Origin of the sequence: Colwellia sp. (assembly GCF_013215345.1) — a bacterium.
Lineage (GTDB): Bacteria > Pseudomonadota > Gammaproteobacteria > Enterobacterales > Alteromonadaceae > Colwellia.
Map to the genome: position 1 here is coordinate 1 of NZ_JABSOV010000061.1, position 25,484 is coordinate 25,484.

Annotated in this window: 28 protein-coding genes and 1 pseudogene; 9 read left to right on the forward strand and 20 right to left on the reverse strand. The window is 38.3% G+C overall.

All coding sequences use genetic code 11. The annotated features are described in order from the left end of the window. Nucleotides 1-242 (forward strand): sigma factor-like helix-turn-helix DNA-binding protein (locus tag HRT50_RS10765; RefSeq protein ID WP_291614251.1); only part of this gene is annotated, 242 nt, incomplete at its 5' end. A 76-nt stretch (nt 243-318) separates the two neighbouring features. Here HRT50_RS10765 and HRT50_RS10770 read toward each other — a convergent pair. Continuing rightward, complete coding sequence (locus tag HRT50_RS10770) at nt 319-1,182, reverse strand: RluA family pseudouridine synthase (RefSeq protein WP_291614252.1); 864 nt, start codon at nt 1,180-1,182, stop codon at nt 319-321. Between the two features lie 573 nt (nt 1,183-1,755). Here HRT50_RS10770 and HRT50_RS10775 point away from each other — a divergent pair. After that, a complete protein-coding gene (locus HRT50_RS10775) occupies nt 1,756-2,391 on the forward strand; it encodes a hypothetical protein (protein WP_291614254.1) in 636 nt (211 codons plus the stop codon). A 585-nt stretch (nt 2,392-2,976) separates the two neighbouring features. Here HRT50_RS10775 and HRT50_RS10780 read toward each other — a convergent pair. The 4 genes from HRT50_RS10780 to HRT50_RS10795 form a co-directional block, all read right to left on the reverse strand. Beyond that, nucleotides 2,977-3,150, reverse strand: a complete 174-nt coding sequence (locus HRT50_RS10780) for a hypothetical protein (protein ID WP_291614256.1) — start codon at nt 3,148-3,150, stop codon at nt 2,977-2,979. A gap of 179 nt (nt 3,151-3,329) precedes the next feature. After that, nucleotides 3,330-3,581 (reverse strand): hypothetical protein, encoded by a 252-nt coding sequence (locus HRT50_RS10785; protein ID WP_291614258.1) that lies wholly within the window; start codon nt 3,579-3,581, stop codon nt 3,330-3,332. A 30-nt stretch (nt 3,582-3,611) separates the two neighbouring features. Beyond that, complete coding sequence (locus HRT50_RS10790; RefSeq protein ID WP_291614302.1) at nt 3,612-4,136, reverse strand: redoxin domain-containing protein; 525 nt, start codon at nt 4,134-4,136, stop codon at nt 3,612-3,614. Nucleotides 4,137-4,223: 87 nt separating this feature from the next. Then, entirely contained in the window at nt 4,224-4,958 is a 735-nt protein-coding gene (locus HRT50_RS10795; protein ID WP_291614260.1) for an EAL domain-containing protein, read from the reverse strand. A gap of 758 nt (nt 4,959-5,716) precedes the next feature. Here HRT50_RS10795 and HRT50_RS10800 point away from each other — a divergent pair. After that, entirely contained in the window at nt 5,717-6,139 is a 423-nt protein-coding gene (locus HRT50_RS10800) for a type II toxin-antitoxin system HicB family antitoxin (RefSeq protein ID WP_291614262.1), read from the forward strand. A 32-nt stretch (nt 6,140-6,171) separates the two neighbouring features. Here the strand turns inward: HRT50_RS10800 and bioD are convergent, their stop codons facing one another. The 4 genes from bioD to bioB all read right to left on the reverse strand — a co-directional run bounded on the left by bioD (nt 6,172) and on the right by bioB (nt 10,399). Next, nucleotides 6,172-7,005 carry a dethiobiotin synthase gene (bioD, locus tag HRT50_RS10805; protein ID WP_291614264.1) on the reverse strand — a complete coding sequence of 278 codons (834 nt, stop codon included), beginning with the start codon at nt 7,003-7,005 and terminating at the stop codon, nt 6,172-6,174. A 220-nt stretch (nt 7,006-7,225) separates the two neighbouring features. Next, on the reverse strand, nt 7,226-8,023 hold the full coding sequence (gene bioC, locus HRT50_RS10810; protein WP_291614265.1) for a malonyl-ACP O-methyltransferase BioC: 798 nt from the start codon (nt 8,021-8,023) through the stop codon (nt 7,226-7,228). Further along, on the reverse strand, nt 8,023-9,183 hold the full coding sequence (locus HRT50_RS10815; protein ID WP_291614267.1) for an 8-amino-7-oxononanoate synthase: 1,161 nt from the start codon (nt 9,181-9,183) through the stop codon (nt 8,023-8,025). The genes bioC and HRT50_RS10815 overlap by 1 nt, the downstream gene beginning before the upstream one ends. Before the next feature lie 115 nt (nt 9,184-9,298). Then, entirely contained in the window at nt 9,299-10,399 is a 1,101-nt protein-coding gene (bioB, locus tag HRT50_RS10820) for a biotin synthase BioB (RefSeq protein WP_291614269.1), read from the reverse strand. A 91-nt stretch (nt 10,400-10,490) separates the two neighbouring features. On the opposite strand from bioB, the gene bioA reads away from it, so the two are divergent. After that, the gene (bioA, locus tag HRT50_RS10825; protein ID WP_291614271.1) at nt 10,491-11,828 is read left to right on the forward strand and encodes an adenosylmethionine--8-amino-7-oxononanoate transaminase; all 1,338 of its coding nucleotides are present in this window, start codon (nt 10,491-10,493) and stop codon (nt 11,826-11,828) included. A 94-nt stretch (nt 11,829-11,922) separates the two neighbouring features. On the opposite strand, the gene HRT50_RS10830 is transcribed toward bioA, so the two are convergent. Next, nucleotides 11,923-12,312, reverse strand: a complete 390-nt coding sequence (locus HRT50_RS10830) for a hypothetical protein (RefSeq protein ID WP_291614273.1) — start codon at nt 12,310-12,312, stop codon at nt 11,923-11,925. 232 nt (nt 12,313-12,544) lie between these two features. Between HRT50_RS10830 and asnS the strand changes: the two genes are divergently transcribed. Next, the gene (gene asnS, locus HRT50_RS10835; protein WP_291614275.1) at nt 12,545-13,945 is read left to right on the forward strand and encodes an asparagine--tRNA ligase; all 1,401 of its coding nucleotides are present in this window, start codon (nt 12,545-12,547) and stop codon (nt 13,943-13,945) included. Between the two features lie 119 nt (nt 13,946-14,064). On the opposite strand, the gene HRT50_RS10840 is transcribed toward asnS, so the two are convergent. Continuing rightward, entirely contained in the window at nt 14,065-14,661 is a 597-nt protein-coding gene (locus tag HRT50_RS10840; protein WP_291614277.1) for a nitroreductase family protein, read from the reverse strand. Nucleotides 14,662-15,262: 601 nt separating this feature from the next. On the opposite strand from HRT50_RS10840, the gene HRT50_RS10845 reads away from it, so the two are divergent. Then, nucleotides 15,263-16,159, forward strand: coding sequence for a DMT family transporter (locus HRT50_RS10845; RefSeq protein WP_291614278.1), 897 nt, complete (start codon nt 15,263-15,265; stop codon nt 16,157-16,159). 110 nt (nt 16,160-16,269) lie between these two features. Here HRT50_RS10845 and HRT50_RS10850 read toward each other — a convergent pair whose 3' ends face one another. Continuing rightward, on the reverse strand, nt 16,270-16,968 hold the full coding sequence (locus tag HRT50_RS10850) for a DoxX family protein (protein WP_291614280.1): 699 nt from the start codon (nt 16,966-16,968) through the stop codon (nt 16,270-16,272). A 217-nt stretch (nt 16,969-17,185) separates the two neighbouring features. Here HRT50_RS10850 and sppA point away from each other — a divergent pair, with 217 nt between their 5' ends. Together sppA and ansA are read left to right on the forward strand one after the other, a co-directional pair. Beyond that, nucleotides 17,186-19,096, forward strand: a complete 1,911-nt coding sequence (gene sppA / locus HRT50_RS10855; RefSeq protein WP_291614282.1) for a signal peptide peptidase SppA — start codon at nt 17,186-17,188, stop codon at nt 19,094-19,096. A gap of 226 nt (nt 19,097-19,322) precedes the next feature. Next, entirely contained in the window at nt 19,323-20,336 is a 1,014-nt protein-coding gene (gene ansA / locus HRT50_RS10860; protein WP_291614284.1) for an asparaginase, read from the forward strand. Between the two features lie 96 nt (nt 20,337-20,432). Here ansA and minE read toward each other — a convergent pair whose 3' ends face one another. The 6 genes from minE to HRT50_RS10890 all read right to left on the reverse strand — a co-directional run bounded on the left by minE (nt 20,433) and on the right by HRT50_RS10890 (nt 23,673). Next, entirely contained in the window at nt 20,433-20,711 is a 279-nt protein-coding gene (gene minE / locus HRT50_RS10865; protein ID WP_291614286.1) for a cell division topological specificity factor MinE, read from the reverse strand. A 1-nt stretch (nt 20,712) separates the two neighbouring features. Continuing rightward, a complete protein-coding gene (gene minD, locus HRT50_RS10870) occupies nt 20,713-21,522 on the reverse strand; it encodes a septum site-determining protein MinD (protein WP_291614289.1) in 810 nt (269 codons plus the stop codon). 28 nt (nt 21,523-21,550) lie between these two features. Then, a complete protein-coding gene (gene minC / locus HRT50_RS10875; protein WP_291614291.1) occupies nt 21,551-22,270 on the reverse strand; it encodes a septum site-determining protein MinC in 720 nt (239 codons plus the stop codon). Between the two features lie 129 nt (nt 22,271-22,399). Further along, nucleotides 22,400-22,681, reverse strand: coding sequence for a cell division protein ZapA (locus HRT50_RS10880; protein ID WP_291614292.1), 282 nt, complete (start codon nt 22,679-22,681; stop codon nt 22,400-22,402). Nucleotides 22,682-22,693: 12 nt separating this feature from the next. Further along, entirely contained in the window at nt 22,694-22,912 is a 219-nt protein-coding gene (locus HRT50_RS10885; protein ID WP_291614295.1) for a DUF904 domain-containing protein, read from the reverse strand. Nucleotides 22,913-23,340: 428 nt separating this feature from the next. Continuing rightward, nucleotides 23,341-23,673 (reverse strand): PBPRA1643 family SWIM/SEC-C metal-binding motif protein, encoded by a 333-nt coding sequence (locus tag HRT50_RS10890; RefSeq protein ID WP_291614296.1) that lies wholly within the window; start codon nt 23,671-23,673, stop codon nt 23,341-23,343. Between the two features lie 280 nt (nt 23,674-23,953). Between HRT50_RS10890 and HRT50_RS10895 the strand changes: the two genes are divergently transcribed. Beyond that, entirely contained in the window at nt 23,954-24,355 is a 402-nt protein-coding gene (locus tag HRT50_RS10895; RefSeq protein WP_291614299.1) for a YkgJ family cysteine cluster protein, read from the forward strand. A gap of 83 nt (nt 24,356-24,438) precedes the next feature. On the opposite strand, the gene HRT50_RS10900 is transcribed toward HRT50_RS10895, so the two are convergent. Continuing rightward, nucleotides 24,439-24,720, reverse strand: a complete 282-nt coding sequence (locus HRT50_RS10900; protein ID WP_291614300.1) for a hypothetical protein — start codon at nt 24,718-24,720, stop codon at nt 24,439-24,441. 495 nt (nt 24,721-25,215) lie between these two features. Further along, a pseudogene (locus HRT50_RS10905) lies at nt 25,216-25,484 on the reverse strand (hypothetical protein); the annotation flags it as partial.

The following is a 25,484-nucleotide window of genomic DNA, read 5'->3' on the forward strand; positions in this document are numbered from 1 at the left end:
TTATTAATGCACTACCGGATGAAAATGCGAGTTTACTAACCGCTATAGATGTCAATAATCAATCACAAAAAGAATATGCTGAGCAGTTAGGGATAAGTTATTCAACGCTAAAATCGCGGGTGCAAAAGAGTCGCAGTTTACTTAAAAAAGTATTTGACGATTGTTGCCACTTTAAAATTGATAAGATCGGTAATGTTTATGATTATGAAGTAAAAACAAAGAAATATGATAGTTGCGACTAACCGTTATGTGCTTGTTTTTTTGACGGTGTCATATAAAGCTACACCGCCACAAAACCATCTCAATAAACAGCTGGGCCTATCTCAACAACGTGACTAAATCATTGGGCATAGGTGCTTCAATGGTTAGTCGCTCACCTTTTGGCCGAGTAATCGATAAGCGCTGTGCATGAAGTCCCATACGAGGACCATCAGTACCATAACGTGGGTCACCGACAACTGGGTAACCTAACCAAGATAAATGGGCTCGTATCTGATGTTGACGACCTGTATCGAGTCTAACTTCGAGTAAAGAGCGTTGATTAACGCTGCGAACTGTACTGAAATGAGTAATCGCTGTTTTAGCTTCTTCGTGGGCACCAACATGCATCTTGTATTGCTTGTCGTCTAACCTAAGCGGCTGATTTATAGTGCCTCTGTTAGGCTGTGGAATTCCTTCAACCACGGCTAAATACACCTTATCGGCCTCTGCCCACTTGGCATTAATCGCCTCACGCATTTCTCGTGAAGTCGCAAACATTAAAACGCCTGATGTATCTCGGTCGAGTCGGTGTACTGGCCACAACTTAACTCCCTTATTGGCCTTTGACAGCTGATTACGTAACATCGCCAGCGCAGTCAGTTTATTCTCTTTGGCCGTGGCTACAGACAACAAGCCCGCTGGTTTATTAATGACAATTAGGTCACGGTCACTAAACAATATTTCCAATTTTGCACTAGCAGGCTTACCTTTACTGGCGTCAAAACGTTTCCCCTGTGCCATTACTTCAACATCATCACCAGCATTTAGTGGATGATCATGTTTAACAACAGACTCACCGTTTACTATTACGTAACCAAGTTGTAGTCGCTGTTTAATCTTCTTTTTAGACCAGCCTTGTAACTTGGCATTTAGAAAAATTAACAGGCTACCGGCCTCTTTCACTCGTAATTTGTCTGACATTATTGGTATTTCCTCATAACAATGGTGTTATCAGCCGCTAATAAGCGTAGCGGCTAGCACTATTTTAGATATTGCCACGCAGTTTACCTATGAATAGACTGACTAGCTAGATTAGCAGCCGCTTTAGCGTTTTTTATTTATCTTATACCAAGTCCATTAAGTTAGTTCCAACTCAGAGCTTACCAGTGGTTTGAGAACAAATAGAATTTTTTTGCATATAGTTACTCTATATGAAAGAAATTCTGTGTGGTTATCGAATCGCTGGAAAGATCCCAAAGGGCGAGTACCTAATAAAAGGTAAAGGCTTACATGCAGCGTTATTGATTTGATAGGGACGCTGCAGGGATGCTGCTTAGAAGTGAATGCAGGAGCTATTCTCCTGAATAACCATTAACTACATTCAATGCCTTGCCTCCTAACCCTTTTAACTCTCGCTGAGTGGCAAGAAACTTATTGGAATTGGTATTTTTACTGTTAATATGTCGCTTTGATAAAAGTTCGACCAAGCACTGCTTCTCTCGCAAGTCTGCATATTCAGTGTTTCGGTCTACATCAGCATTTAAGGGTTAAATAGTGGACGCTTTTACAGCCAAGCAAACCGAACATACCGAAGGAAGATCTCACCCTTGGACTTCGATGAAATCGGACGAAAGCAGTATTTATATGGATTTCAAGAAAAAGCCGAAACTGATACGTACTGCACTAGAAGACTTTCAGCCCTTTAATAAATGGCCCTTTGCCGATACTTTTTATTCTCTGGTCGAGTGGCTCAACAGCCCGGCGTCATTACTGGAAAGTAATGACTGCACGTTTAATGCTGCAGAAGATAACCCTGATGAGCAATATCCCTATGCTAAAAAGTGCAGTGCCCGCTTAATGATATTGTTCCGTGATATTGAAGAAAACTGTCAGCAGCGCAGTATCGACTGGCTAATGCAAAATATACTGCAAAGCGTTGCCAGTACGAAACTAGGTTTTCGAGCTGGCGCTATTTGTTTATCTCAATCGGCTACTTGTTACCTCGCACTAGGTGATAAAGAAGATACCGGCGGCATGGGTCAGCAAGTAGTACTAACATTCTTTGCTTACGGAAAAAATGAACGTCGTTGTTATGAACACATGCAACAAGTTATAAGCCATGCACACCAGTGTTTAAAAGCCGTCAATAAAAAGCTTAAAAATGGCGATTTAGAGGCTATATATAAGTAATACCAATTTGACTAAGTTTGTTCCCACTCAGAGCTTGTCAGCGTTTTGAGAACAAATTGAATTTTTTTGCATATAGTCACTCTATATGAAAGAAATTCAGTGCGGTTATCTAATCGCTGAAAATCTCCCGCAGGGCGAGTTTAAAAGGCTTACATGCTACGTTATTGATTTTGACAATGGAATAACCATTCTCTTTAATCAATGCCTTGCCTCTAAGCCTTTTAACTCTCGCTGAGTGAGAAGAAACTTAATCAAAATGGTATAAGGTACAAAGGCAGCATTAAAGTGAATGGTAAGACAAAAGGATTGCCACCATTAGGTGTGTTTGTTAACCATTTAGCAATATAAATAGTGAATATCACTAACTAATTGGTAACACGTAACCATGTATCGCATTTCAACTTACTGTTACTTAAGGTAAAAACTTAGCAAGAGTGTGTCGGTACGTGAAGTATATCTTATCATCTGTTGATAACAAAATTCTTAACGGCTAAACAGTTAAGGAAAAAATAATTCCAATAAAAAAGCCCATAGCAATTAACTACGGGCTTTTTTATTCGCACTCATTAATAAAAATGTTTGCGACTAATCTTCATTAACTAAAGTGATTTTACTCGCATACATCTGTAAAAAATAATGAATACGGTTAGATCGCCTTTTCGATAACATCACTCTAATATTGCCAGCAAGCAATGCCTCACTGCGCTTTATCTTAATTAATGGCACAAAAGGTTTGTTATCAATGCTGATGGTAGTCATATGGTTGCATACAGCTTTTATTCTTGCTTGTTCAATATCCAATGATCACATCCTGGTAGGAGTTATTTAGACATATGATAGCGGGCAAAAAAATCAGAACTGCTATAAGTTGTTCTATAAATGTGTTTAATTGTTTTTAGTTACTAAATAAAGCACAATAACAACAATGAGTTAACACTCTATTTACACCAGACTTTGCCACCAATCATTTTAAATGCTGGTGTGCCTCTAATTAAGCAGTCTCGGGCAAAAACTTTGTCGCATTTAGGGCAAGTGCAAGGCGTTTCGGTATAGTCTTGACTGATCCGCTCTTTAAAACATTTCAGTAAAGCGCCCTTTCCTCCTTTTCGATATTTGAACAGCAAGAAGTTACAGCCCTTGCAATAGATATCAACAGTCTTGCTAGGGCCTTTTTTATTAGGTTTTGCCATAAAGTGCTCTTATCAGTCGAATTGGGTTCGCTATTTTTTAGCTATACCGAGCTCGCCTAGCGTATTTGCCATATCTTCAGCGGCTGTTTTAGGGCTTATATCGTCATCTATTTTCAATATTTTGCCTTCTTTAGATATATAAAAAGTCACACGACTAGCAACTCTAAACATATTTAGCACTTGATACGCCTTTGCTGCTGCTTTAGTCGGATCACTTAACATAGGGAAATCAGCACCGGTTTTCTCAGCAAAGGCGCGATTATCATCAATTGGGTCAACACTGGCCATCACATAGCTAACATCATACTCGCGAATAAGGTGGCCTTGCTCGGTTAACGATTTACATTCGATTGTACACCCACGGGTGTTTGCCATTGGATACCAAGCGATTACCACAGCTTGTTTACCTTGATAATCACTTAGCTGATAAAAGTCACCTGTGGTTGCTTGCAAGTTAAAATTTGGCGCGGTATCACCGACCTTAAGATCGGTAGCAAAGGCCGAAAAACCAACGACACTCACTAAACTACAAAGGATTCGCATAGATTTTTTCATGTATACATTCATGTTAGTACTCTTTATTTGAATGAGAATATAAGAATTAAAGACAGTGTATGGTGTTCATAACTCGATTAACAGTAATTAACTAACGTTCTTAAAAAGATGACGGTAATGGAACCCTTGGACAAAATCACATTTAAGCTGCTGGGCAAGACGTAAATCCTCAGGGGTCTCTACCCCTTCTAGTATTATTTTTTTATTGGTACTGTGCGCGTAATCGATAATAGATTTAACCAGTAACATGAAGTTGCGATTATTTTTATTTTTAATCACAAACTTATCAAGCTTAATGTAGTTAACAAGTTGGATAACAGAGGTCGATATCATGGACTGTGGATTACAAACATCATCTATAGCGGTAGGAATGTTGTTTTTAGCTAGGTTATCAATCATCGCTAAACTCATGATGGCATCATTAATTTCTGAGTTTTCTATTAACTCAACCACGACATTCGATTTTTGAAATTCTTTAAACAACTTTAGAAAGGGATTACTTTGATCAATGACACCGCAGGAAAAATACGAGTCTTGATCTAAATTGACAAAGATATCATGACCATTAACAGCATAAGATAATTGTAATTTTTTTTGTTGATATTCAATTTGGAACAAGCTTAATGGGCTGGAATGTAATGACTCATAAACGAGGTCGGGCCGAATAGACTTGTTATCCGCGGTATAGAATCTTGCCAGTGATTCATAAGCAAAAATATCTTGGCTTTTGCAACTAATTATTGGCTGGTATTCAACACCAAAGCGCCTATTTTCGAGCAGATCAATTAAGCACTCTGCTTTGAGTAATTTCTTATCTTTCATGAACTACAGCTGATAATTACTTAGTCAGCTATTCCTACAACATATATGGATGCCCAACTGTAAATAAGAATCATTACTGTGTAAAGTAGTGTTTAACGTATTACGTTTGTTTGCCAATTATTTACGCGTTATCACCGAAACATGAGTAAAATTTAACCTTAAATAATTAAATCTCAGGCTTTCTCTATCTATGCTGACTGCGTTACTGCAATCTTTTTTGTTGAAGGTGATGATGCATGTGGCAATGCTAGACAGTTAACTTCAATGACTTTACTTTGCTCAAGTATGAATATTCAGCTATGACTGATTTACCATGAAAAATTGACGGTGAATATTAAGCCACTATTGTTCATGAAATGTTAGCTATATACCTACAGTTCTCTATTACTATTTCATATTTACCTCTGCGTAAACACTTCAATAGCCATAAATTTTATAACCCTAGCCACATAGAGTTAACCATTATTCAAGTCCTCAGTAGTTTACCACTAGTGCAGTAAAATCATTGTTAGGAATATCAACAAAACTTTCATTTCATAATTAATATTTGTCATTATCCAAACACTGTAATCATAGTAAACGTTTACCTACCGAATAACTCGGGAGTTGCCAGGGTTATCATTGCCAAGGTTACTTGGGGTTACCGGAGTTATACGCAGCTATAACAAGGAGTTATAGGGGTTATCATGGTGTTGCTATTTTGAGTTATCAGGGTTATGGTGATTAATTGAGCTTTTTAGTGGTGTAGGGAGTTAACAATGAAGTATGCGGTGGTGTTTATCCAGGTCGATAAAAATACAGCTTATCAAGTGTCTGTACCTGATCTTCCTGGCTGTCAAATTACTGAAAAAACAATTGATTTAGGCATGGACGAAGTGACTAAAGCAATACAGTCACATCTTACTATTTTGGCGGAATACGGTGAAAAGGTTCCGAATGCTCAAGGTTTAGAGCACCATAGAAAAATATATATATTGGAAAATCCACATACCTTTGCACAAGCTTTTTGGGCAATAGTCAGTATTGATATTACCCCCTACCTTGGTAAGAGCCATAAAATAAATGTTACCCTGCCGGAATTATTGATTGCACAAATTGATAACAAGGTAAGTAAGTCTTCTGAATATAAAACCCGTTCAGGGTTTATTGCCAGTGCTTGCGTGGCCGAATTAGAAAAGTAGTTAAATTAATAGTTAGATAAACTGAGCACAGCTTATTTAAGTAACGGGACTAAATTTATTTGCTGAGCAGCAAGATTAATTTTTTCATGGAAGCTTAGCTTATTACCCTGGCTATCGACATCATTAAAATAATCGAACTGGGCAATTTTTGGCATAGGTAAAAGCTGCTCTAGCTCAGTGATGTTTTCTGTCAAATTATCCATTCGCTCACTTGCTGCACAATTGGCAATCCAAGCAATACAATGTAGACCATCAGTTTTAATCGTTTCATAGGTTAACAAAGCATGATTCAAACAACCCAACTTCATATTAACAATGAGAATAACTTCTAGCTCTGCAGCTTTAACAAAGTCCGATAAAAATTGGTAAGCGGGCTTTTGACTATTAGCAGTATTAATATTTAACGACATTGCTTCAGCTGACAAAGGAATAAGCGATGATGGACCAAGCGGCAAGCGCCAACCACCAGCACCCTCCACTAAAGTGACATCAGCGTTCAATGATTTTACTGCTAGGTAATGATGATGAATATCAGCAATATTGATTTCTTGGTTTTGTTTTTTAGCTGCTATGTGCGGCGCGATCGGCTCGGCAAAGGCAATCGGGTTAATATCAGTAATGCTTTGTTGGCAGTTTGCAAATTCACTGAGTAACTTAGCATCTTCATTAATAAGTTGACCATCGACTAATTCACAACCGGCGGCGACGGGTTTGAAGGCCGCGACTTTGGTTGGCTTAGTCGCACAGATATTTTTATCGCCAGCCACAAACTGAATTGAAGCTTGAGTTAACGCCTTAATTAACGCGCAGCTGACAAACGTTTTACCGGCATCGGTATCTGTCGCTGTGATAAAAAATTCTCTCATAAAGTTTTTGTTATACCTTAACTAACTCTTTAATAGCTCTGTGCATTAAATTGGTAAGTTGTTTTAAAAATTGAGGGGTTGTTTGCGTAGCTTTTAACAATGAGTTTAAATACGGACTAATGGCGATGACCTTACAATCACTAACGCCTTAGTGTTAGCTTTATAAATCTAAGGCGAGTAAATGTAGAAGACACTTGCTAACTTTTTAGCTGTTTATCATTTAGTTATTTAACTTAACAACCAAGCCGGAAAATAAACGATAAGTTGCGGGGTATATACCACTTGGCTCAAGAAAGTCTTGGTAATGCTCGGTCATTTTAAACCATTTATCTTTACCCGACAGACCTCTGTTTTTTTTCTGAGCCAGATGGTTAGCCCCTAAGCCTTTTAACTCTCGCGCTAAATGAATAACGTTTTGATATTCCAAAATGATGTCTTGGCACTTTTGTTCGACTAATTTACCATTTTCATTATTAAATAATGTGTTTAGCTCAGTGACGGTTTTAAAATCAATAACATGTTGATCATCATCAACCTGTTTCCACGAAGATTTCAACTCATGTAATGTGCCATCAACTAAAGTGGTAAAAATAAGTAAACCGCCCGGTTTCAATACCCTTAACATTTCAGTAATCGCTTCATCGAGTGGCTCGAACCATTGGATAACTAAATTTGAGTAAATAAAATCAATACTGTTATTTTGTAGCGGAATATTATGAGCATCGGCTTCGAGCCAGAGGATTTTTTTATTACGATGTTCTTTGGCAAATTTAAGCATCTCTGTTGAGATATCTAAACCGATAACTTGCTCATAAGTACCTGCTAATAAGTCAGTAAAAAAACCGGTACCTGAGCCAAGATCTAATACCGTTAGATCATTACGATTAGGTAACCAAGGCATTAAATGTTTACCGGAAAAACGTTGTAATCTTGCCGATACATCATAGGATTTACTGGCAGAGCCAAAACTTTTAGCAATTTTAACTCTGTTTTCGTTATCTTGTTCTGTTTGAACCATTAAGCTATAGCCTTATTGATGCATTCCGCTAAATACTTGATATCTTTGGTGTTATGGTGCGCACAAATAGTAACACGTAACCTTGAGCTATTAACTGCCACTGTCGGTGGTCTTATTGCTGTTAACCAAACACCTTGTTTTTTAAGTTGTTCACTTACCCTAAGAGCTTTTTTCTCATCGCCAATTATTATTGCATGAATTGAAGATTGCGTGCCGACTAACTCAACTTCTGGCGTCAATAAATCACTAAACAATTCACTTAATTCTACTATTTTTTCACGGCGCCAATGCTCGCTTTGGATAAGCTCTATGCTTTTTCTGGTTGCCCAAGCCATAGCGGGTGAAATTGCGGTAGAGTAAATATAGTGCCGAGAAAAGTTAACTAAATACTCATGTAAGTTTTCATCACAAGCTAAAAATGCGCCACTGGTCGCAATCGCCTTACCAAAAGTTGCCATGGTAATATCGATATTAGCAATACTATTACTACCCTGACCTTTATTACCAATAACACCAATGCTGTGGGCATCATCTAAATAAAGCCAAGCACTGTTCGTTTTAGCTAATTGAGCAAGTTCCATTACTTTAGCTTGGCAACCATCCATACTAAACACCCCTTCCGATGCAATCAGTTTATTGTTACCGGTGTCTGCACTTTGTTCGCTACTGCTGAGTAATTTAGTCAGTTGCTCAATATTATTATGGTTAAAGCGTTTTACTTTTGCTTTGCTTTGATAAGCACCATCTATCATTGACGCATGACTTAGTTTATCAAGATAAAAGTGACTTTGCTCATTTTTTCCTAAGGCGTGAAATAATGCTAAGTTAGCAGCAAATCCACTGGAAAAAAGTAGACATTTTGGTTTATTCAACCACTGGCAAATATCATCTTCTAGTGCTTGATGGGCATAATGATAACCGGTGACTAAACTCGAGCTGCTAGAACAAGTACCAAACTTATCTACACCATCTTGTAGTGCTTTATTTATTTGAGCATGATTATTTAGACCTAAATAATCATTCGAGGAAAAATTTAAGTAAGACTTACCATTAATAATGATTTCATTGCCTTGGCTTGCCGTACTAGTGCAAACCAATTGTCGGTAGCGAGACTTAGCTTTTTGCTCATCAATGTCAGTGCGAATAAAATCAAAGCTCATCTAATCATTCCTACCTAGACAGTGAATTTTTATTATTGAGATCACATAGTGGGAGTAATAGTATATCGCTAGCAAGGTTAATGACTAGCGATAACAATATTTTTTACCGATTTGTTTAAACCGATGCGTTATAGAATAAGTCGCTATTTTGCTGATCAACAATCGCGGTGTTAAGGATTTTATCTGATGCAGCACTATCGTCAACAATAGTTTCGGTATTGATACCTAACTTTTCAAACAAAGCAATATCTTGATTTGTTTCAGGGTTGTCTGCGGTCAGTAACTTACAACCATAAAATATTGAGTTAGCGCCAGCAAGGAAACACATGGCTTGCATCTGTTCATTCATAGCAGTACGACCGGCTGATAATCTTACATGGCTTTTAGGCATCATAATTCTCGCCACGGCAATACAACGGATAAAATCAAAACTGTCTAAATCATCAACATTTTCTAACGGTGTACCTTCAACTTTGACTAACATATTAATAGGCACACTTTCTGGTTGTGGGCTTAAGTTAGCAAGTTGTATTAATAAAGAGGCACGATCGTTAGCTTTTTCACCTAATCCAACAATGCCACCACTACAAACTTTCATACCAGCACTGCGGACATTGCCTAAAGTATCGAGTCTATCTTGAAAAGTACGGGTAGTGATTATCTGATTATAATGCTCAGGTGAAGTATCTAGATTATGGTTATAGTAATCTAAACCGGCATCATTGAGCCTGTCTGCTTGCTCGACAGATAACATACCTAAAGTCATGCATGTTTCCATACCAAGTGCTTTAACACTTTTAACCATCTCAAGTACATATGGCATATCACGCTCTTTCGGGTTACGCCATGCAGCGCCCATGCAAAAGCGGGTTGAGCCCATTTCTTTAGCTTTTTGTGCCGCTTCTAATACCTTTTCAACGGCTAATAAACTTTCTTTTTCTAAGTCGGTTTTATTACGTGCGCTTTGTGAGCAGTATTTACAATCTTCCGGACAAGCACCGGTTTTAATCGATAATAAGGTACTTACTTGTACTTCATTGGGATTAAAGTTTTCTCTGTGTATGGTTTGTGCTTTAAACATTAAGTCACTAAAAGGCATAGCAAATAATGCTTGGACTTCTTTTAAATTCCAATTATGTCGAACAATAGAATTTAGTGACTGTGTTTGTGGTGTTACTTGCGGTGCTACCTTCAGTGTGGGTACTGCTTCGGACATATTTAAAACTCAATTGCATCTAGTTAACTTAACGGGTAGTCTAGCCAGCCTAAGCCTGATGTCAACGATTAAGAAGATCTTTAGTTAACAAATGAACAATAAAACAACAAACCTGACTCCGTCTGAACAAAATTCACTCCTTCGCCTTGATAAAGAAAACGTTTGGCATCCATACACTTCAATGTCTGAGCCGCTACCAAGCTATTTAGTTGATAGTGCTGAAGGGGTAACCATCAATTTAGCTAGCGGTGAACATCTCATTGATGGCATGTCTTCATGGTGGTCTGTTTTACATGGTTATAATCACCCTAAGTTAAATGCCGCATTGCAGCAGCAGGCAGCAAAAATGTCTCATGTGATGTTTGGCGGTTTAACTCATATAAGTGCCATTACCTTATGTGAAAAGTTGATTCATTTAACGCCCGAAGGATTAGACAAGGTGTTTTTGTCTGATTCTGGCTCGGTAAGTGTTGAAGTCGCCATGAAAATGGCCTTGCAATATCAACATGCCAAAGCTGAAAAAGGCCAACAAAGTTTAACTAAGACTAAGCTATTAACGGTCAGAAATGGTTATCACGGCGATACCTTCGCCGCGATGTCTGTGTGCGATCCTATTACCGGTATGCATCAAATATTTGAACAGGTATTAATGCAGCATTACTTTGCGCCAGCGCCAAAAGTTAAATTTGGTGAGGCATGGGACAGCAATGATGTTGTTGAACTCTCCGCTTTATTTGCTAAACATCATAATGAGTTAGCCGCCTTTATTATTGAACCCATAGTTCAAGGTACTGGAGGCATGCGTTTTTATCATCCTGAGTATTTAAAAGCCTGTCGTGACTTATGCGATCAGTATGACGTTTTACTGATTGTTGATGAAATAGCGACTGGTTTTGGCCGTACCGGCAAGTTGTTTGCCTGTGAATGGGCTGGTATTAGTCCTGATATCATGTGTTTAGGCAAAACATTAACCGGGGGTTATATCACCTTAGCAGCAACTCTATGTACCACACATATTGCCCAGACCATCAGCGAAGGCGCTGCTGGTTGTTTTATGCATGGCCCGACGTTTATGGGTAATGCCCTCGCCTGCGCCGTTGCCAATGCTAGCATTGATTTATTATTGGAAAACGATTGGCAAGCACAAGTACAAGGTATTGAAAAAACTCTTGTTAACCAGCTTAAACCTTTGAATAATCACTCAAGGGTGACAGATGTGCGAGTGCTGGGCAGTATTGGTGCCATTGAATGTCGACAAAGTGTTAATGTCGCGCAGATTCAAAAACGCTTTGTTGAATTAGGTGTCTGGATCAGACCCTTTGGCAACTTAATCTATATCATTCCTCCTCTTATCATTACTACTGAGCAGTTAACAACATTAGTGCATGCCATAGCAACTGTGTTAGATGAAGACGAATGCTTTAGTTAGGTTTTAGCTAGGTTTTACTTAGCTTTTAGTTACGCTTGAATAAGGGGACTCAAGTTCAAGCTTAACTGAAATAGCTTAAGTCTTAACCGCATATTCAATGTGTCTTAACTAATATATACACTAACCAAGTTAAGTTAACGGTTAGTAAGAAAATCAAGCTGTAGTTAGTGTTGTCACTTCGGCGTCGTCGCCGATATTTATCTGTCAGTAGCGCTAAATAACTGCCCAAAGCACTTAACCATAACAATATATATAGATAGCCCGTTAAAGGCGTTAACCAAAATTGGCGGATTTCAACACCGTAGTAACGTAACACGCCGTAATCATGATCAGGCGCAGCATAATAAGACAGTATTAACGCGATTAAAAAAAGTAACCAACTTATCAGCGCTAATGCAATTTGTGTATAACGCCATAAATCCGGAATTTTCCTCCGCTCTATACGTGGCTCACTGTTACTTTTGCCATCACCTACTGTTGTCATAATTTAATTTTCGTCCATTTAAGTGCTTTTTATTGTTAACTTGCACTATTTGTTATTATTCAATGCAATTAAGCATTGCATTTACGCCTTGTCACGGTAACATATCACCCCATTTTCAGCATAATACCAATTAGTTAAAATTTATCCCTCACTTACCGTGAATGGTGAATAACTCAAACGACTTGGTATAAAGCAATTTTCAATCAATTTCATAAGAATAAGAGGTCATTAAATGTCGGTTATAGCAATTACTGATGTATTAGCAGGAAACTTCCCTGTTAATGAAAGCATTACCGTCCACGGCTGGATTCGAACACGTCGTGATTCGAAAGCTGGTATTTCATTTTTAGCCATACATGACGGTTCATGTTTTGATGCTATTCAAGCCATTGTGCCTAGTGAACTCGACAATTATGACAGCGAAGTGCTTAAATTAACCACTGGCTGCTCAGTTAAAGTAACCGGTATTTTGGTTGAATCTCCTGGTAAAGGACAAGCTTTTGAAATTCAAGCAACATCGGTAGAAGTATTGGGCTTTGTTGAAGACCCTGATACTTATCCAATGGCTGCTAAGCGTCACAGTATTGAGTTTTTACGTGAACAAGCACATTTACGTCCCCGCACTAACATTGGCGGCGCGGTAACTCGTGTTCGTAACTGTTTAGCTCAAGCTATCCATAGATTCTTGCACAGCAAAGGTTATTTCTGGATCAGCACACCACTTATCACCGGTAGTGATTGTGAAGGCGCTGGCGAGATGTTCCGTGTAAGTACGTTAGATATGGAAAACTTACCACGTAACGACGAAGGCAAGGTTGATTACAACCAAGACTTCTTTGGTAAAGAGACCTTTTTAACGGTATCTGGCCAATTAAACGTAGAGACTTACTGTAACGCGTTATCTAAAGTTTATACTTTCGGCCCTACGTTTAGAGCCGAAAACTCTAACACTACCCGTCACTTAGCTGAATTTTGGATGATTGAGCCTGAAATCGCTTTTGCTAATTTATCTGATGCGGCTGATTTAGCTGAAGAAATGCTGAAATATGTATTAAAAGCAGTTTTAGACGAACGTGCCGATGATATGGCCTTCTTTCAACAACGTGTAGATAAGACAGTACTTGACCGTTTAAACTCTGTTATCAATACTGACTTTGTTCGTTTAGATTACACGGACGCTATCACTATTTTAGAAAACTGCGGTAAGAAATTTGAAAACCCAGTCGCTTGGGGCGTAGATTTAAACTCTGAACATGAACGTTACTTAGCTGAAGAGCACTTTAACGGCCCTGTCATTTTACAAAACTACCCGAAAGATATTAAGTCTTTCTACATGCGTTTAAATGATGATGGTAAAACTGTTGCCGCTATGGACATTCTTGCGCCAGGCATTGGCGAGATTATCGGTGGCAGTCAACGTGAAGAACGTCTTGACGTATTAGATAGCCGTTTAGAAGAAATGGGCTTAGATATTGCTGATTACGGTTGGTATAGAGACTTACGTCGTTACGGCACTGTACCTCACGCTGGTTTTGGTTTAGGCTTTGAGCGTTTAGTTGCGTATGCTACTGGTATGCAAAACGTTCGTGACGTAATTCCATTCCCAAGAACGCCAAATAACGCTGCGTTCTAACGTTATGATTCGTATTGAACTATAGAAAAAGGCGACTAAATGTCGCCTTTTTTATTGCCAGATTTTAAGCGTATGAGTCTAATAATAATCTGGCATTATTGCTATTATGTTTTAGCTTATTAAGTCCAATAGGTCACTTTGTCTTGGAAATCTTTCGCTGGTTTACTATGTGGCACTTTAGTTGGCGTGCCTATATATAAGAAGCCCGCGATATCATTGCCCTCTGCCAGTCCCAAGCCTTCTTTCACTGTCTCATTGTAAGCTAAGTTACCAGTACGCCACATAGCGCCATAGCCTAATGAAAATGCGGCCATTTGTATTGCTTGTGCACAACAGCCAGCAGCAACTAGCTGCTCTTGTTTAGGCACTTTATTATGCTCAATATATTGAGTCGAGATAACAATCATCATTGGTGCTCTAAAAGGCATTTTCGCTACTTTCGTTATTTTTTCATTGAAGGCATGTTCATCGATGCTAGTACCTTCAATTAACCCAGCCATACTAGATAAGTCTTCGGTTGTTGCTTCAACATAAAGATCACTCAAGCGCTGTAAGCCTTGGCCTGTAATAACATGAAAATGCCAAGGTTTTAAACCCGCATGATCGGGTACTCGCATGCCGGCAGATAATAATGTCGTCAAGTCAGCATCACTAGGAGCGGGATCCGTTAGCAACGGTGTTGATTGTCGTTGTAATAATAATTCAATAGCGTCCATAAAATCCTTTAACCATATTAATAATAAGAGGTATCATCGAAGTTTATCTACAACTTTGCTCTTATGCACGTTTATCTTGGTTAAATAACGTAAATAGTATTCATTCAACCTAATTAAGTATAAATACCGCTAAGCCATTATTTATGCTTGACTTAATTTAACTCTGCCGCCACTATAAAAGTAACTGAACTGTACATTAATAACGTACGTTAACACGCTAGATTAGCAACAAGATAACTTCAGTTTTCTTAATAACTTACTATAAAGAAGAACAATGCCAAGTAACTTACTCGCCATGATCAGTATTCGAAACCCTAAAACAATAGCAATTAGCTATCTGTTTATGGTCAATCGACTGTGGCTCGTTAAGCGCCAATTAAATTGGCCAGCCCCTGCGGAGCATTGAAAAGATTATTAAGAAAATAATTAATTAGTTCACTTTTAAAGCCGCAGAAATCATCTCTTGCGGCTTTTTTGTTTCTACACTCCCTACCGACAAAAAAACCGCAATTTTCTGCCTAAGCTTTAGCCCTACTTCATTTAAAAGAAGCATTAACCAAAATATTTAAAAAAGCATTTATAACAAGCAAAGGAGAGTAAAATGTCAGTGTCAATTGCCTACTTGGCGGTACTATTAATATGGTCTACCACCCCATTGGGTATAGTGTGGAGTTCTGAGAGCATTAATCCAAGTTTAGCGGTATTACTTAGAATGCTTATTGCCCTAGTACTTGGCGCCTTAGTAATTAAAGTTCGTAAAATAAATCTCCCTTGGCATAAACAGGCATTAACTTTATACACCTATTCGGCGTTAGGCATATTTGGCGGCATGCTTTGCACGTACCTAGCAGCGCCCTATCTATCGTCAGGCATTATTTCTTTGGTCTTTGGTTTGTCTCCCGTTATCTCTGCGCTATTGGCAAAGAAAATTTTAGCCGAGCCTAATATCAGTGGTGTGCGTAAATTTTCTATGATTATTTCATTGTGTGGTTTAGCGGTAGTTTGCTCTGATAATTTCACTTTGGCTGACGATGGTATTTATGGGGTAATCTTTATCTTATTAGCGGTATTTTTCTTTAGTTTAAGTGGCGTATTGGTTAAAAGTGTTTCAATAGCTATTCACCCACTAGCTACCACAGTAGGCGCGCTAACGGTTGCTACACCATTGTTTTTAGTGAGCTGGTTGGTACTCGATGGCACAGTCCCTGTTGAAACATGGCAAGTGAAGTCTATATGGGCAACGCTATATTTAGGTGTATTTGGTTCATTGATTGGTTTCTATGCGTACTTTACCGTATTACAAAAACTATCGGCCAGTAGTGTTACCTTGATAACCCTAGTTACACCGGTAATTGCCTTGAGTCTGGGCGCAATGTTAAACGGTGAGGTAATTAATGATAAATTGATATTAGGTGCTTTTATGGTGTTGTTTGGCTTAGCTATTTATCATTTTGGTCATTTAGTTCCTAGCATTAAAAAGAAGCGTGTCAGTCGTTAATTACCGCGGGCTGTATAAAAACACAGTGAACTGAAAAATATAAAGCTGAACAGTGTTTGATGCTGTTCAGCTTTTTATGTTTTGAGTAAAGTTCTAAGGCATAAATACAACTATCTAAAGCGCTGTTCCTCGATTAAAAATCGTTGCGCTATATAGTGGTCTACACTGGTATAACGCCCTGCACCAATAAAAAATAGCGCTAGCAACATAATGAAGTAGGTTGTTGAAAACTCGATACCATTATTTAGCACAACAATATTACCCTTCTCAAAAAGCCAATCAGTATTGCCATTTTCGGCCAACAGCTCGCGCATTTTCTCAAGTCGTATTGCTGTTTGTTCACTATTATCCAAACTCGCTTGTGCACTTTCAACACCAAGCCAAGTGAGAACTTTCGCTGGGCTAATATCACTATTAGTTGGTGTGATAGCAAACCAACCATTATCGGCATGAACTGACGTAGCCGCGATTATCATGGTAAACATTAGTGGAATACTAATTAAGCGCGTTAACGCGCCAATTAATAACAACCAACCACCAAAAAACTCAACCAGAATGACTAAATTTGCTAATAAAGCTGGGAACGGCAATCCTAAGCCCCAATCACTGTTTCCAAACCAAGCAATAATATTGGGATCCGCCAAAAAGGCACTGAAACCGGTTACCTCTTCATTGAGTAATTGTGTTTTGCTAAAACCCGCCATTATAAAGACTGGCGCAAGGTAGAGCCTTATTAATAATGCAGGAATGCCATCAAAATGTTTAAGTTGGCTTAAAAAGCTTTGGTAGTAATGTTGTAAAAGTTGCATACGGGCTGTCTTATATAAAGAAATAATACGATTAATAATAAGAACGCTTTAATCACTAAAGACTTTCATCTTTACCATTATTTAGCAATACATGCCCTAATCAGCTATAGATGCCATAAATAGTTACAATCTAGCGAAGGCCATATGTTAAGTTTTGGTAAACATTAAGGTAGTATAGAGTTGAGAACTTTTAATTTAATCAATTTAAGATATATATATGAATAATAATCCAAGCATTATAAAACGGATCTTTTCTTCGCTATGGCGTGTGTTAACTCTTACGCGCTCAGTGGTGGTAAACCTAGTATTCTTTATACTGTTATTCGGCTTCATTGCTGTTATATCAAGTGGCGATGAACAAATACAAGTACCAGAAAAAACAGCTTTAGTGCTTAACCTAGTAGGTGACGTAGTCGAGCAAAAGCGTGAAGTTGATCCTATGGAAGCTTTCTTATCGGAAGCCATGGAGCAAAAAGATGATAACCCAGAAGTTTTACTGAGTGATATCCTTGATGTTATAGGTAAAGCGAAAAACGATGATCGGGTAGAAATATTAGTTTTACAACTACAAGGCTTAAACCGCACTGGTTTAACTAAGTTGCAAGATATTGCTTATGCGCTAGAAGATTTTAAAAGCACCGGCAAACAAATTATTGCTTTTGGCGATCAATTCTCACAAGACCAATATTACCTAGCAAGTACCGCCAACAATATTTGGTTAAATCCACAAGGCTTTATGTTACTTGATGGTTACGGTCGCTATAAAATGTACTTTAAGTCGGCATTAGAAAAACTAGCCATTAACCAACACATTTTCCGTGTCGGTACCTTTAAATCTGCAGTTGAACCCTTTATCCGCGATGACATGTCTGATGCGGCCAAAGAAGCTAATAAACTTTGGTTGACTGATTTATGGCAGCAATATAAAGAAGATGTTGCTAAGCGTCGTGATTTTGGCGTAGAAAACTTTGATGAAAATATCGACACGCTAGTGGCTAAGTTTAGCGCAGCTAACAGTAGTTTTGCCCAATATGCCCTTAACAATAACTGGGTTGACCAACTTAAAACACGCCAGGAAATGCGCAGTGAGCTTATTGATTTAGTGGGTAAAAATAAAAAAGGCAATAGCTACAGCCATATCGGTTACCAAGATTATATCGCAGCAACCAGTTCTTCGTTAGATGAAGGCGTAGAGCTTGCTGACAGCGCTAATGATAAAGTAGCCATTATTGTTGCCAAAGGTACTATTTTAGATGGTTCACAGAAACCAGGTACTATTGGCGGCGACAGTACTGCTGAATTACTGCGTAAAGCGCGTAATAATGATGATGTTAAAGCCGTAGTGCTACGCGTCGACAGCCCAGGTGGCAGCGCCTATGCTTCAGAAATTATTCGCCAAGAAGTTGAATTATTGAAAAAGGCGGGTAAACCCGTAGTTGCTTCAATGGGTACTTATGCCGCCTCGGGTGGTTATTGGATTTCAGCTCCTGCAGATAAAATTTATGCAGCGCCGTCAACCATTACCGGCTCCATTGGTATTTTTGGCATGATGATGACATTTGAAGATTCATTAAGCAAAATGGGTATCCATACTGATGGTGTTGGCACTACCGATATTGCAGGTTTCGGTCCTACTCAAGCGCTATCACCAGGCATGGCTAACTTATTCCAATTATCGATAAATAAAGGCTACCAAGAGTTTATTCAATTGGTTGCTGACAATCGAGATATGACAGTTGAAGAGGTGGATGCCATTGCTCAAGGTCGTGTCTGGTCGGGTAAAAAAGCCAAAGAACTTGGTTTAGTTGATGAACTAGGTAACTTAACTGACGCAGTTGTTGCCGCTGCAAACCTTGCTAACCTTGAACAATATGACACCCTGTTAATTGAAAAACAGCAATCTTCGCGTAATAAAATTATGCAGCAGTTAATAGGTAAATCATCGTCATTGATTAGCATGTTTACGGCTAGCCAAGAACATAGCACTATTGATTTAGCCACCAATGCGGTAAGTAATAAGCCGTTATCACAGTTCATTTCATTAATGAAAGCTGAGTTAACGCAAATGAACCAGTTTAATGACCCACAAGGTCGCTATACTTTATGTGTGGCCTGTAGTGCAAACTAAACAGCACAGTAAAATTTTATAATTGAAAGAGGTAGTTATGCAAGTAACTGCCTCTTTTTTATGTCTGTGCTAACAAGAATGACCAAGATATAACGGAAACATAATCCCTGCCCCCAACCTATTCCGTAATGATTTGTCATTGTTTAGCCAGTGCTATAGCAAGTATCCTGCTTGCTAAGATATAATGTCATAAGTTTCTAAAATCTAAAACATAGCATTAAGAATTATGATAAAAAAAAGAATTTATGTTGCCTACACAGGCGGTACTATCGGTATGATGCAGAGCACCCAAGGTTTTGTACCTGCTAAGGGCCATCTTACTGAATCAATAAATGCACTGCCTGAATTTCATCGCAGTGAAATGCCTGATTTTACCATCAGTGAATATCAGCCGTTAATTGACTCTTCAAATATGACACCCAGTGATTGGCAACGTATTGCCGATGATATTAAAGCCAATTATGATGATTATGATGGTTTTGTTGTTTTACATGGCACCGACACCATGGCTTATACCAGTTCAGCATTATCTTTTATGTTCGAAAATTTAAGCAAGCCCGTTATAGTTACTGGTTCTCAAATCCCCTTTAGCCAGCTACGGTCTGATGGCCAAGTTAATGTACTAAATTCACTATATATTGCCGCCAATTACCCCATTAGCGAAGTGGGTCTATTTTTTAATAACAAACTCTACCGTGGTAATCGCTGTATTAAAGCGTATGCCGACGGCTTTAACGCCTTTGACTCGCCTAATATGCCGGTACTACTTGAAGCTGGTATTAATATTCAACTTGTCGCAGGAAAAATAGCTGAGCCGATAGAAAACATTGAGCCACTACAGCTGTCAAAAATCACCCCTCAACCCGTCGGTGTCGTGCATTTATACCCAGGTATTAGCAGTGCTGTGATTGAAAATGCTATTCAGCAGCCAGTGAAAGCGCTTATTTTACGTAGTTATGGCGTCGGTAATGCGCCGCAAGATAAAGCGTTATTGTCTTGTTTAAGAAAAGCGAAAGAGCAAGGTATAGTCGTGGTCAACTGTAGCCAATGTATTAAAGGCACGGTTAATATGTCGGGTTATGCTACAGGTAATGCCCTGAGTGAAGTCGGCGTGATCAGTGGTCATGACATGACCCTAGAGGCAACGTTAACTAAGCTGCATTATTTATTAAGCAAAAACTTAAGTTACCAAGAGATGTGTGAAAAAATGCAGCAAAGTTTACGTGGTGAACTTAGTTAAGCATTGATGTTATAAAGTTCAAAAAAAACACCAGTTTTCAGTAGTCAGAGCTTACTAAAAATTGGTGTTTCTCTACTGTTAATATCTTAATCGAGCTTAGCTGCTGCTCTGCTCATCATGCAATTCAATATTTAACTCTAATACGTTTAAATCACCATCTTTATTATCAAGTTTTATCGAAAAACTTTCATCCGATACTTGAATGTATTTACGCAATACCACAAGAATATCTTCGGTTAGTTGCGGTAAATAATCTGGCTGCTTATTGCGACTATTACGTTCATGAGCCACGATAATTTGCAGACGTTCTTTAGCCCTAGAAGCCGTGGTGACCTGCTTTTCTTTTTTACGTAAAAAATAATCCAGTAATGCCATGTTACCCTCCAAACATACGACTAAATATGCCTTTCTTCTCGACAACTAAGAACCTAAAATCGATGGTTTCACCTAAAAGGCGATCAATCACATCTTGGTAGGCTTGACCAGCATCACTTTCGGTATCTAAAATAACTGGTTCGCCAGCATTTGATGCCTTAAGCACAGCTTGCGACTCAGGAATAACACCTAATAGCGGTATGGAAAGAATATCTTCAACATCTTCTACACTCAGCATTTCACCTTCAGCGACACGTTTAGGTGAATAACGGGTTAATAGTAAATGCTCTTTTATTGGCTCTAAGCCAAGTTCTGCTCTACGTGAGCGACTTGCTAACATGCCGATAATACGATCAGAATCACGTACTGATGATACTTCTGGGTTGGTGGTGATAATAGCTTCATCAGCATAATAAAGAGCCATCATAGCGCCAGCTTCAATACCCGCTGGTGAATCACAAATGATAAAGTCATAGAGCTTGCCGAGATCTTCGAGCACCTTGCCGACATTTTCTTTATTCAAGGCATCTTTATCGCGTGTTTGTGAGGCGGGTAATATAGATAAGCTACTAACGCGTTTATCTTTAATCAATGCCTGATTCAGGGTAGCTTCACCATTGATCACATTGACAAAATCGTATACCACACGGCGTTCACAGCCCATAATAAGGTCAAGATTTCTCAGGCCAATATCAAAATCAATTAAGACTACTTTATGTCCCTTTAACGCTAAACCAAGACCAATTGCAGCGCTTGAGGTCGTTTTACCAACACCGCCCTTTCCTGATGTAACCACTATTATTCGTGCCATAGACCGAATATCCTTTATAAGTTAAAAATTAAATGAGTTTTGATGAGGTAAGTTCGTTATCAGTCAACTGAATATATACCGGCGAGGCCCAATGTTCTTCCATTGACTCACTTAGCCAATAATTACCATTAATAGAGACCAATTCAGCCTCAAGTTTTTGACAATATATTTGCGCTTTATGATGGCCGGTTGCACCAGCAATGGCTCGACCACGTAATGAGCCATAGACATGAATATTGCCATCGGCAATAACTTCAGCGCCCGCAGACACTGAGCCAATTACAACTAAATTTTGATCTTTAGCATAAACTTGCTGACCAGAGCGAATTTGCCCTCGGTGTATCTTGTCCGTATATAAATCACGTTGCGGTGTAGCGATAACGGCTTTAGGTTTTTCTGCTACCGACTCTTCGACAAGCACTGTTTTTTTGACTGTGTTGGCTTTCGCCGTATTAACAAATGAAAAACCACATTCACGAATAAGCTGACGTTGCTCCTTAGAGATAGCGCCAGTAAAGCCGACAAAGGTAAAATTGAATTCTTCAATTAATGTTTTAATCCCTTGATAATCAATGTCGTCATTGAGTTTATCAATACTCACGACTATAGGTACAAGGTAAAAAAAATCCGGTGCTTGTGCTACTTTTTTGGCTAAATCAGCACGAATATCCGCTATAGTTGCAGTTTTTAAATGTAAAACTGACAGGGTAAAGCTTGACCCTTTAAATTCAATCCTGGCAGCAGCCATAAAGTAGGTTTCCTAAATAAGACAACTCTTGGTACTTAGAAATAATGCATATAGAGATCAGTATTTCCGCTCTCTTAACTCTCAAGTGGCCAGAGCAACGAAAGCAGTAATACTTAAAAGTGACTCTAGTTATAACGCGTTTTTTAACGTGGAAATTAAAGCCTCTTGTCCAAGTTGATAACTTTCTAATTTATTATTCGCCATTAATAGTGAATGACTTAAATTAATGGCTGCAACCAATAAAGCACGTTCGCTGTTAGCGTTACCCGCTTGCTTCTTGATATCTTTACACATAGCAGCAAGGTTACTAGCAGCTTGATTTAAATCCTCTGTTTGTTCAGCTGAGCAAGTGAACTGATGTTGCTTACCCATTATTTCAATGCTGATGCTTTTAGAGTCTTCCTTAATCATTAATCAACCTCTTTATGCGCTTTGCAATTTACCTAACAAGTTTGATAAAACATCGTTGGTTTGCTTTTGCTTTTCTTCACCGTCAAGTGCTTCAAGTTGCAAGGTTTCATTTTCATCAGTAAGCAAAGTATTTGTCTGCTCAAGTTCAGCTATTTGGGTTTTTAGCTGGATATTTTTTGCAATGATGTCTTCAATCAGTTGTTCGAGTTGAGGGAGAGTATTTTCTAACATAAGGCGCTCTTGATAACTGTAGTTAATATAAGGCAGCAAATTTAATCTAAAGTGAGGCAGAATGCTACCTTTAAGCACGATTATCGGCTTAATTTATGTAACAAATTTGAACATTAACGGGGATTAGTCAATTACGTTCAAAAAACGTTCTTTTATGATAAAAATTATACAGTTAAACTTTGCTTATAGTGAATGGTTTTCAACGAGGGATTTTATGAATATTACCGCTTTGCCAGCAGTGACTATAGCAAAAGAGTTATAACTAAAGAGAAGCGTATACATTTGACATGACAAAATACAGAGAGATTGCGCTTAAGACAAACATTTATTTAAGCTACTGTTACTGACAAATTTCGAAGTAAAATGAGCTGCAGCGGCTTAAATAAACTAAATGACTGACTGATTGATAGTCGATCAATGAAGTGTTGTTAGCCACAACACTTTTTGTATTTTTTGCCACTACCGCATAAACAAGGATCATTACGGTTCGGGGTTTTGTCGAATCGAGTAGTTGTCGGCTTGTTTAGTGTCGAGTTAAGTTCATTGATATTTTCTTCAACCGCGCTATCCACGCTAATATCAGCAAACAATCCATTTTCGGCAACTAACGCTGCTACTTCTAGTTTTCTTTCATCACTGTTAACCACTAGCGTTAATGGTTTTTTTTCACTACCAAGCTTAACAGCACGTTTAGTGTTATAACCTGTGGTTACATGGTTATGTCTAGTGTGAATGCGTCCTTTGTAATAAAGATCGTGCATGATGGTCTCCGCTAATTTAAATACTTGGTTTTAGCGCGGCAGTATAACGTAAAGTGGTAAATAGTCGACTGTTGAATTGACTGTCTGGCTTTTATTTTGTTTTTTAGTAAAATATGGCATGTTTTTAATACGTAATGTCTAATGCCTAGTGGTGGTGGAAGGAAAAATCCCCTGTAAACGGTTTGCTATAGAAGATAAAGCCATCATCGTTTTAACTTTAACTACTAAAATTAGCAACAATGATACAATAACAGTGTCTATATCTACTCACTAGTGAACTATGAAAGATTGTAATCAATGCGGGAAATGTTGTATCAAATATGGCGGTGGCGATCTTGCTGCCACTCAAGAAGAAATAGACCTATGGGAAATATTTAACCCCGACATCTTCGAATTCGTTAAAAACAACGAGATATGGTTCGACCCTAAATCCGGCTTAAGACTACAAAGCTGTCCTTTTCTCGATATTGCTCCGAAAAAAAAACCAACTGATGCCAACTTATATACCTGCAGTATCTACTTAGATAGACCTGAGGATTGCCGTCATTACCCAAGTCTGATTGCTGAAATGATTCGAGACGAATGTGAAATGATTGAAGTCATAGACCTAGAAAACCACAAGAAAGCACAAATAAAGTTAGATGTATTGATGCAAGATAGTCGTCCGCCAAGTGGCTCTTAGCGAATAGACTATGCCTACTCAGGCTGAAACCAAAAGCTCAGCTATTATTTAATTTACTCTAACTTAGCTTATCGCTAGTATTCTTAGATAATTGCTACACCAGCCACTTCTACCACAGTTTTAGCGTCTGCTCGCTCGATAACTTTTAATAAGGTGGTTTGAATAGTCTCATCTTTTCGTGCATCAGCCTTACTAGTAAACTTCTGCTCTTGCACTGTAGCACCTTCTTCAGCGGTGTAACCAACAACGACTTCGGTAGCACAATCAGCAGAGGCACCAAAATAAGCCAGTGATATTTGTGGATAACCTTGAAAGCCCTTTTTAACTCTTTTTGCTATACGTTTTGTTGATTTATCTAAATTCATAATAGGTATCCAGAAGAAGTTTAACGAATGATATCAACTTCACACTCGGCATATATTTGCCATAGTGAAGTTGATAATAAGCTGCAAATAAAGTGACTTTACATGCCCTTAATTAAAGCTGTTTTAGTATTCACGCAATTGTTGCTTATGACAAGTAAAATTAGCTTAAATGTTTAGTGAAACAGGCTGTTAGCTGTCTGTTATTCATTCTTATACTAATTACTTACTTATGGCTTCACTAAGTTTAATTAAAACGTAGGTAAGCATTAACGATGCATAGTTGTTACTTAGTTATGGTTTAATTTATGCATCTCATTTAATACTAGGTTTGCTAATCCCTAAGGGGCTTACCATTAGGAGGCTGATATGCGTAATCAATTCACTTTATCAATTAAAACAGTGGTCATGACTTTAGCTCTTTTAAGTATTTCAATAATAGCGAATGGCAGCTTTTATTATTTTATATTACTTTAATGTCGATGAAATATGAGTTTGTTAGCTTTCGAGGCTGGTAATCCCCCAATAAGCATTACTTTTTTCATTTAACAGCCAACCTTTATTGATTAGCGATTTTCTAATATAACGGTTCATAAAGCCATGACCGAACAATACAATCTTGTCTTGGCTTTGGGCAATTTCAATTAATTTGTCGGCAGCAATATCGGCTCTTTCCTTCGCTTCTTTAAAAGATTCAAATGGCCCTTTATAGCCAAGCATCCAAAGAAATCTTGAGAGGTAAACCCAATGCCAAGCTTTCAATTGTA

Bases quoted from the DNA above. Each gene is read 5' to 3' on its own strand.
- HRT50_RS10770 (WP_291614252.1), bottom strand. From the start codon at position 1,182: ATGTCAGACAAATTACGAGTGAAAGAGGCCGGTAGCCTGTTAATTTTT.
- HRT50_RS10780 (WP_291614256.1), bottom strand. From the start codon at position 3,150: ATGACTACCATCAGCATTGATAACAAACCTTTTGTGCCATTAATTAAG.
- HRT50_RS10785 (WP_291614258.1), bottom strand. From the start codon at position 3,581: ATGGCAAAACCTAATAAAAAAGGCCCTAGCAAGACTGTTGATATCTAT.
- HRT50_RS10790 (WP_291614302.1), bottom strand. From the start codon at position 4,136: ATGAAAAAATCTATGCGAATCCTTTGTAGTTTAGTGAGTGTCGTTGGT.
- HRT50_RS10795 (WP_291614260.1), bottom strand. From the start codon at position 4,958: ATGAAAGATAAGAAATTACTCAAAGCAGAGTGCTTAATTGATCTGCTC.
- HRT50_RS10800 (WP_291614262.1), top strand. From the start codon at position 5,717: ATGAAGTATGCGGTGGTGTTTATCCAGGTCGATAAAAATACAGCTTAT.
- bioD (WP_291614264.1), bottom strand. From the start codon at position 7,005: ATGAGAGAATTTTTTATCACAGCGACAGATACCGATGCCGGTAAAACG.
- bioC (WP_291614265.1), bottom strand. From the start codon at position 8,023: ATGGTTCAAACAGAACAAGATAACGAAAACAGAGTTAAAATTGCTAAA.
- HRT50_RS10815 (WP_291614267.1), bottom strand. From the start codon at position 9,183: ATGAGCTTTGATTTTATTCGCACTGACATTGATGAGCAAAAAGCTAAG.
- bioB (WP_291614269.1), bottom strand. From the start codon at position 10,399: ATGTCCGAAGCAGTACCCACACTGAAGGTAGCACCGCAAGTAACACCA.
- bioA (WP_291614271.1), top strand. From the start codon at position 10,491: ATGAACAATAAAACAACAAACCTGACTCCGTCTGAACAAAATTCACTC.
- HRT50_RS10830 (WP_291614273.1), bottom strand. From the start codon at position 12,312: ATGACAACAGTAGGTGATGGCAAAAGTAACAGTGAGCCACGTATAGAG.
- asnS (WP_291614275.1), top strand. From the start codon at position 12,545: ATGTCGGTTATAGCAATTACTGATGTATTAGCAGGAAACTTCCCTGTT.
- HRT50_RS10840 (WP_291614277.1), bottom strand. From the start codon at position 14,661: ATGGACGCTATTGAATTATTATTACAACGACAATCAACACCGTTGCTA.
- HRT50_RS10845 (WP_291614278.1), top strand. From the start codon at position 15,263: ATGTCAGTGTCAATTGCCTACTTGGCGGTACTATTAATATGGTCTACC.
- HRT50_RS10850 (WP_291614280.1), bottom strand. From the start codon at position 16,968: ATGCAACTTTTACAACATTACTACCAAAGCTTTTTAAGCCAACTTAAA.
- sppA (WP_291614282.1), top strand. From the start codon at position 17,186: ATGAATAATAATCCAAGCATTATAAAACGGATCTTTTCTTCGCTATGG.
- ansA (WP_291614284.1), top strand. From the start codon at position 19,323: ATGATAAAAAAAAGAATTTATGTTGCCTACACAGGCGGTACTATCGGT.
- minE (WP_291614286.1), bottom strand. From the start codon at position 20,711: ATGGCATTACTGGATTATTTTTTACGTAAAAAAGAAAAGCAGGTCACC.
- minD (WP_291614289.1), bottom strand. From the start codon at position 21,522: ATGGCACGAATAATAGTGGTTACATCAGGAAAGGGCGGTGTTGGTAAA.
- minC (WP_291614291.1), bottom strand. From the start codon at position 22,270: ATGGCTGCTGCCAGGATTGAATTTAAAGGGTCAAGCTTTACCCTGTCA.
- HRT50_RS10880 (WP_291614292.1), bottom strand. From the start codon at position 22,681: ATGATTAAGGAAGACTCTAAAAGCATCAGCATTGAAATAATGGGTAAG.
- HRT50_RS10885 (WP_291614295.1), bottom strand. From the start codon at position 22,912: ATGTTAGAAAATACTCTCCCTCAACTCGAACAACTGATTGAAGACATC.
- HRT50_RS10890 (WP_291614296.1), bottom strand. From the start codon at position 23,673: ATGCACGATCTTTATTACAAAGGACGCATTCACACTAGACATAACCAT.
- HRT50_RS10895 (WP_291614299.1), top strand. From the start codon at position 23,954: ATGAAAGATTGTAATCAATGCGGGAAATGTTGTATCAAATATGGCGGT.
- HRT50_RS10900 (WP_291614300.1), bottom strand. From the start codon at position 24,720: ATGAATTTAGATAAATCAACAAAACGTATAGCAAAAAGAGTTAAAAAG.